Source organism: Streptococcus sp. HCA-5024, from assembly GCF_037890265.1.
GTDB lineage: Bacteria > Bacillota > Bacilli > Lactobacillales > Streptococcaceae > Streptococcus > Streptococcus lingualis.
The window spans coordinates 1-4,881 of sequence record NZ_JBBKBR010000012.1; the positions used below are offsets into that span (position 1 = coordinate 1).

The 4,881-nt window shown below is 44.0% G+C and carries 4 protein-coding genes; all 4 read left to right on the forward strand.

All coding sequences use genetic code 11. The annotated features are described in order from the left end of the window. The first annotated feature begins 93 nt into the window (after nt 1-93). Entirely contained in the window at nt 94-504 is a 411-nt protein-coding gene (locus WKT08_RS10330; RefSeq protein WP_070505238.1) for a peptide deformylase, read from the forward strand. Nucleotides 505-639: 135 nt separating this feature from the next. Beyond that, nucleotides 640-1,086, forward strand: coding sequence for a MarR family winged helix-turn-helix transcriptional regulator (locus tag WKT08_RS10335; RefSeq protein WP_340281922.1), 447 nt, complete (start codon nt 640-642; stop codon nt 1,084-1,086). Next, on the forward strand, nt 1,083-2,885 hold the full coding sequence (locus WKT08_RS10340) for an ABC transporter ATP-binding protein (protein WP_340281919.1): 1,803 nt from the start codon (nt 1,083-1,085) through the stop codon (nt 2,883-2,885). Before WKT08_RS10335 ends, WKT08_RS10340 begins: the two co-directional genes overlap by 4 nt. Beyond that, nucleotides 2,878-4,638, forward strand: coding sequence for an ABC transporter ATP-binding protein (locus WKT08_RS10345; protein ID WP_049486256.1), 1,761 nt, complete (start codon nt 2,878-2,880; stop codon nt 4,636-4,638). Before WKT08_RS10340 ends, WKT08_RS10345 begins: the two co-directional genes overlap by 8 nt. The last annotated feature ends 243 nt before the right edge of the window (nt 4,639-4,881 follow it).

Below are 4,881 nucleotides of genomic sequence, written 5' to 3' on the forward strand. Positions count from 1 at the left end.
TGCGGAGGTGGGACGACGAAATCGAATTCTAACGAATTACCGATTTCTGTCCCACTCTCTTCTTTCGTCTACCTATCAAGAAGTGAGGAAGGAATGAAAAAGAATATTGTAAAAGATGTCTTATTCTTGGGTCAAAAGTCAGAAGAAGCGACACCTGAGGATCGCACCTTGGCTTTGGATTTGCAGGACACTTTAAATGCTCATCTCCTTGAGTGTGTGGGTTTAGCGGCTAATATGATCGGGGTGAAAAAACGGGCGATTATCATCCGAATGGGAAGTGAAAATTTGGTCCTGTTTAATCCTGTTCTCCTTGAAAAGAAAAAGCCTTACCAAACAGAAGAAGGATGCTTGTCCTTGGTGGGGAGTCGGCCGACCACTCGTTATGAGGAGATTTCAGTGGCCTATCGAGATGTGAATTGGAAAGCAAAAACAATTCAGTTGTCAGGTTTTCCAGCCCAGATCTGTCAGCACGAAATGGATCATCTAGAAGGCATTATTATCTAGAAGTCATTAATGGAGTCGATTGGGCTCCATTTTTTTAGTTCTTATAGAAACTTTTTTCTTGACAGGGATCTTTTTTGTGCTAAAATAGTTCTCATAGTAACTTTAAGGTTCTTAAGAGAACTATTTGGAGGAATGATGGAAAAGCCATTACAAGAATTAAAAAAAATTGGCCATCTCATTCACCTCATGGTGGAAAGAGAGGCTAAGAAGCGTGGGTTTGAATTTAGCGCAGGACCACAAGGTCAGGTATTGAGATTCTTATCTCATCGTGAAAAAGAGGGAAAAGTGACCTTGATTCGGGATGTTGAGCAGGAACTTCATATCTCAAAATCCGTGACGAGTAACCTGATCAAGCGCATGGAGAAAAATGGCTTTATTTATCTAGAGCCTAGTCCAACCGATAAACGGGCCAAGTATGTCTACCTAACAGACAGTGTAAAAGATAAATTGAATGACATGAAACAATTCTTTGAAGAAGTGGACCAGGATATGATGGCTGGTGTATCAGAAGAAGAATTGTCCACCTTTTTCAAGGTCATGCATCAATTTTATGAGAATATGAAAAAAAGGAGCGAGGAATGATCAATATGTTTCGGCGCTTAACCGCCAAAGAATGGAGCATGATTGCCCTTAGTACGGTCTTTATCTGTCTGGCAGTTTGGATGGATTTAAAGACCCCGGAATACTTATCCGATATTACGACCCTCTTAGCTAAGGAGGGGACCAAGGTTTCTGATATCATGGAGCCAGGGAGTAAGATGTTGCTCTTCTCTTTTGGAAGCTTTTTGATGGCAGTTTTTGTGGGCTTTCTAGCATCACGAGTCGCTGCCAGCTTTACGATGCGACTTCGAGGAGAGATTTTCCATCAAGTGATGGATTACTCTGATGCTGAGATCAAGAAATTCTCCGTTCCCTCTCTCTTGACTCGGACGACCAACGATTTGACCCAGTTACAAATCATGATTGTGATGGGGATGCAAGTTGTGACGCGTGGTCCCATTATGGCGATTTGGGCTTTGACCAAGATTTGGGGCAAGAGCAGTGCCTGGACAACTTCTGTTGGGATTGCGGTCTTGATGGTCTTGATTCTGCTTTCTGTTCTGGTTCTGATTGCCTTTCCACGCCAGCAAAAGGTTCAAGGTTTGACCGATGCCTTGAATGCGACGACACGGGAGAGTTTGACTGGGGTGCGGGTCGTTCGCGCCTACAATGCGGAAGCGTATCAAAATGAGAAATTCCAGGCTGAAAACAAGGGCTTAACCCGTCTAAATCTCTTTGTTTATCGTTTGATGTCTTTGATGAACCCTGTCATGACAGTGGTATCAAGTGGGTTGACCCTTGCTATCTACTGGATTGGGGCGCACTTGATCAATGATATCGCCATGCCAAAAGATCCTACAAAGATCTTCACCAGTCCTGCATTAGCGGATCGGACCAAGGTCTTCTCCGATATGATCACCTTCTCCTCTTACGCCATGCAGGTTGTCGTTGGCTTTATGATGATGGTGGCCATCTTGATTATTCTTCCTCGTGCCTTGGTATCTGCCAAACGAATCAACCAGGTCTTAGCTTTAGAGCCGTCTGTAGCCTTCCCAAGTGAGTCAAAAGAAACAACAGGCCAAGAGGGTACCGTTGAATTTCAAGATGTTTCCTTCCGATATGGACGGACTTCCCGTGCTGTGATTGAACATGTGACCTTCTCAGCTCAGAAAGGACAAACCGTTGCCTTCATCGGATCAACCGGTTCTGGGAAATCCACTTTGGTCAACTTGATTCCGCGCTTTTACGATGCAACAGAAGGAAAGATCTTAGTGGATGGCATCAATGTCAAGAATTATAGCCACCAAGAACTGAATAATAAAGTCGGCTATATTCCCCAAAAAGCAGTGCTCTTTAGCGGCACTATTCGCTCCAATATGGAATTTGGAGAAAGTAGTCAAGGAAAATTAGAGGATGAAGCCATCTGGAAAGCTCTTGAATTGGCCCAAGCCAAAGAGTTTGTGGCCGCAAAAGAAAAAGGCTTGGATACAGAAGTAGCGCAAGGAGGAAGCAACTTCTCTGGCGGTCAACGGCAACGCTTGGCCATTGCACGGGCCCTGGCTCGCAAACCTGAGATCCTCATCTTTGATGATTCCTTCTCAGCTCTAGATTATAAAACAGATCGGATCCTGCGACAAGCCTTGAAAGAAGAGCTTGCAGATACGACCAAATTGATCGTTGCCCAACGGATTTCGACCATTATGGATGCAGATTTGATTTTGGTCTTGGATCAAGGGAAGGTCGTCGGTCAAGGTACCCACAAGGAATTGCTTGCGACCAATGAAGTCTATCAAGAAATTGCCTATTCACAATTATCTAAGGAGGAGTTGGAACATGCATAAGACAAAACAAAAAACATCCCTTTGGAGCCAACTTTCTCCCTATTTGAAGGGCTTCCACCTATTTTTCCTAATTGCTATCCTCTTTTCGATCGTATCGAGTGTAATCACGGTTATTGGACCGGATAAGTTAAAAGAAATTACAGATACCATTACAAAAGGGATGGGAGGCGCCATTGATATTGATAAGATCACTTCGATTGCCCTGACCTTAGCCATCCTTTATGGAGTTGGAGCACTGGTGTCCTACAGCAGTAGTTTCATTATCTCAACCATGATTCAGCGCTTTGCAGAACGCTTGCGCAATGCCATTGCTGAGAAGATCAATCGCGTGCCCCTCCAATATTTTGATAGCCATGAACAAGGAGATACCTTGTCTCGTGTGACCAATGACGTGGATTTGATGACCCAATCCTTTAACCAAAGCTTGGTTCAAATGGTCTCTTCTATTGTCTTATTGATTGGCTCCATCCTTATGATGTTTAAGACGGACTGGCACTTGGCGGTGACAGCGATTGTGTCCGTCTTTGCAGGTTTTGCTCTTTCCAGCATCATTATGGTCAAGAGCCAGCCTCTCTTTAAGCAACAACAGGACAACCTTGCCAAAGTTTCAGGTTATGTTGAAGAAATCTATAGTGGCCACAATATCGTCATTTCCTACAATGGCCGTCACCAAGCCAAAAATCATTTTGATGCCATCAACCAAGATTTGTACCATAGCATGTGGAAATCCCAATTCTTCTCTGGGATCATGATGCCCTTGATGCAGTTTGTAGGGAATTTCGGCTATGTCATGGTCTGTATCGTTGGGGCTGTCCTCACCATTAATGGAGACATTACCATCGGGACCATTGTTGCCTTTATGACCTATGTCCGCATCTTTACCCAACCAATTAGTCAAATGGCTCAAGGCATTACCCAATTGCAATCAGCTAGTGCTGCTATGGGGCGTGTCTTTGAATTCTTAGACGAAGAAGAAATGGAAGATGAATCCCAAAAAACACGCCAATTGGAAGTGCCAAAAGGTCATGTTACCTTTGAACATGTTCGCTTTGGTTATTCACCAGATAAGACTATTATCCATGACTTTACAGCTGAAGCTAAGCCAGGACAGAAGGTGGCCATTGTTGGTCCGACAGGTGCAGGTAAGACGACCATGGTCAATCTCTTGATGCGTTTTTACGACATTCAAGCTGGTAAAATTACCATCGATGGTGTGGATACTAAGGCCATGAGCCGAGAAGAAGTTCATGATGCCTTTTCGATGGTCTTGCAAGATACCTGGCTATTTGAGGGGACCATTCGAGAAAACCTGGTCTTCAATCAAACGGATATTTCAGACGAAGCGGTGGAAGCAGCAACCCGAGCGGTTGGGGTCCATCACTTTATTCGGACCTTGCCGAATGGCTATGATACTGTATTAGATGATTCAGTGACCTTGTCCGTGGGTCAAAAGCAACTCTTGACCATTGCGCGTGCCCTCTTGAAGGATGCTCCGCTTCTTATCTTGGATGAAGCAACCTCATCTGTCGATACCCGTACAGAAGAGTTGATTCAAAAAGCTATGGACAAACTCATGGAAGGCCGGACCTCCTTTGTCATTGCCCATCGCTTGTCTACTATTCGTAATGCGGATCTGATTCTCGTGATGAAAGATGGAAATATTATCGAGCAGGGTAATCACCAAGAACTCATGACCCAAAATGGCTTCTATGCTGATCTCTACAATAGCCAATTCACAGAAGAAGTAGCGTAACAACAAGATACAAAGCCCGTAAAATGCAAAGTGAAAATAGGAAATTCTTGCAGTGAGCCATGCTCACAAGAGAATTTATCTTTTTCACACAGCATTTAGGGCGTGTTCAATTCGTGTAATGGAAAGCACAATGGTGCCTTGCCAACACGACTCACTAACTCCTCAAGTGGATAATATCGATCCACCTTCGTCCTGTCGCAATTCCAACAAGATACAAAGGGCGTAACATACAAAGTAAAAAAA